At 63.2% G+C, this 2,454-nt stretch carries 3 protein-coding genes; all 3 read left to right on the top strand.

Going from position 1 to position 2,454, the window contains the following annotated elements; all coding sequences use genetic code 11:
* Positions 1-385, top strand: a 385-nt coding sequence (locus B7X30_RS15430) for an EAL domain-containing protein (protein WP_286731821.1), incomplete at its 5' end; no start/stop codon positions are given.
* 89 nt (positions 386-474) lie between these two features.
* Positions 475-1,911 carry an MFS transporter gene (locus B7X30_RS15435; protein WP_276706001.1) on the top strand — a complete coding sequence of 479 codons (1,437 nt, stop codon included), beginning with the start codon at positions 475-477 and terminating at the stop codon, positions 1,909-1,911.
* A 52-nt stretch (positions 1,912-1,963) separates the two neighbouring features.
* A partial coding sequence (locus B7X30_RS15440; RefSeq protein WP_286731823.1) for a hypothetical protein occupies positions 1,964-2,454 on the top strand: 491 nt, incomplete at its 3' end.

The following is a 2,454-nucleotide window of genomic DNA, read 5'->3' on the forward strand; positions in this document are numbered from 1 at the left end:
AGCGTTTCCCAGTGTGGCGCGCAATGTGCAGTCGCTGCGCAAGTCGGGCGTGCGGGTGGCGATGGACGATTTCGGCGAGGGCTACGCCTCGTTCGAATACCTCAAGATTCTCGATCCGAGCGACATCAAGATTCCGGCCAGCTTCACGGCGGATGTGACCAAGGACGTGCGCAACGCAGAAATCGTGCGCGGGCTCGTCGATATCTCCCGACGCCTGTCGATCAACGTGGTCGCCGAGGGGGTGGAGACGCGCGAATGCGCCCAGGCGCTGCACGGCATGGGCCTGCAAAGCATGCAGGGCTATCTGTTCGGCGAGCCGCGCGAGCTCGAGGAATGGGCGCAACTGCTCAAGCAGCCCGGCGCCAGCGTGTTGCAGCCCAGTTGAAGCAAGGCGTCACCCCAAGTCACATTTCGACACCCCGTCTCCTGTTTTTTCCATCCATCATGGAGGAAGGATAAATACAGGAGACAAGCATGAGCACCATCCCGGCGCCCTTGGGCGCAGAGGCGTCTGAAGGCCCCCGTCCCGGCCACCACGGCGCGCCCACCATCGCGGCGCGCATCGACCGCCTGCCTCCCTCGAAGACCGTGCGCAATATGGTCATCCTGCTCTCGCTGGGCGGGCTGTTCGAGTTTTACGACCTGTTTCTGACCGCTTATATCGCGCCCGGCTTGTTCAAAAGCGGGGTGTTCACCGCGACGACCAAGGGGCTGTTCGGCTTTCAGGGGATTGCCAGCTTTGTCGCGGCACTGTTTCTCGGTTTGTGGGTGGGCACGCTGTTCGTGAGCTGGCTGTCGGACCGGTATGGGCGGCGCGCGGTCTATACCTGGGCCTTGCTCTGGTATTGCATCGCCACTCTCATCATGGCGTTTCAGCAGACCGCGATGAATATCGACATCTGGCGCTTCATCGCCTCCATCGGGATCGGCCTGGAGATGGTCAACATCGACACCTATGTCTCGGAACTGGCGCCGCAGGCCAAGCGGGGCACGTATTTCGCGATGAACCAGTTCATCACCTTCAGCGCCGTGCCGGTGGTCGCCTTTCTGGGATGGCTGCTGGTGCCGCATCAGATCGCGGGGCTCGATGGCTGGCGCTGGGTGGCCATCATCGGCGCGTTGGGCGCCATCGTCATCTGGTTCATCCGGCTGCGCCTGCCCGAGTCGCCGCGCTGGCTGGAAGACAAGGGCCGTCATCACGCGGCTGACGCGATTCTCAGCCGCATCGAAAAGCAGGTGGAACGCGAAACCGGCCAACCCCTGCCCGAGCCGAAGGGCTTTGTGGGCGATGTCGAGCATGTCAAGGCGCGCTGGGGCGAGATGTGGGAGGGCGTGTATCGCAAACGCACGGTGATGCTCATCCTGTTCAATATTCTGCAGACGGTGGGGTACTACGGCTTTGCCAGTTGGGCGCCGACCTATCTCATCGCCAAGGGCTTGGACATTCCGAAGTCGCTGCTCTACACCTTCATCATCGCCTTCGCCTATCCGATTTCGTCCCTCATCGGCGCCTCATTCGGCGACCGCTTCGAGCGCAAATGGCTGATCGCCGTGCCCGCGCTGGCCGTGGCGTTGTTTGGCCTGCTGTTCGCCCATGCGCAAGGGGCGGCCGCGATCATTGTGTTTGGCATTGCGGTGGCGTTTTTCAACAACATCATGAGTTACGCCTTCCACGCTTACCAGAGCGAGCTCTACCCCACCCGCATCCGTGCCCGGGCAGTGGGCTTTGTCTATTCGTTCAGCCGCATCAGCGCGGTGTTCACCGGCTTCGTCATCGCCGATCTGCTCAAGACCTCGGGCGACGTTGGCGTGTTCACTTTCATCGCCGCCGCGATGGTCGGCGTGGCGCTGGTCATCGTCATCATGGGGCCGCGGGTGACGCAGCGGCGGCTGGAGGATATCGCTCGGTAGGCTTTCAAATCGGCGACGGATAATGGGCCGTCTTCATTCCCCATTGCCCGCCATGACCTCCACTGATCTCATCGTTCCAGACCCCGTATTTCGCCGCGTTCCCGCTGGATTCGGCCTGCGCTGGTGGATGGATGGCTGGCGCAGTTTCATGCAGGCGCCGCTGCCCTGGCTGGGCCTGGCCGTGGCGCTGCTCGTGCTGCTGTGGCTATTGGGCGAGTTGCCGATGGGCGGGCTGCTTTCGCAATGGTTGAGTCTGCCGCTGCTGGCTTTTGGCGTGATTTTTGCGGCGCTGCTGCGCAAGCGGGCGGCGCAAGCGCGAACGATCACGCCGCAAGGCATGCCGGTCGAACCTCAAAATGAAGGCACGCTGTCGTCGACCACGCAGCGGTGGACCGGCCGCATCGGCCCGCTGTTGCTGGTCTCCCTGCTGGTGCTGGCGCTGGGCGGGGTGATCGGCGCGGCGATCGTGATGGGGCTGGGCGCGATGTTCGGCCTGGGGCTGGCCAGCTTTGGCGCGTTTGCCAAAGTCATGACCCCCGGCGT

The sequence above is a fragment of the Thiomonas sp. 13-64-67 genome, assembly GCF_002282795.1.
GTDB lineage: Bacteria > Pseudomonadota > Gammaproteobacteria > Burkholderiales > Burkholderiaceae_C > Thiomonas > Thiomonas arsenitoxydans.

Coding starts and splice junctions, on each gene's coding strand:
- B7X30_RS15435 (WP_276706001.1), top strand. CDS start 475: ATGAGCACCATCCCGGCGCCCTTGGGCGCAGAGGCGTCTGAAGGCCCC.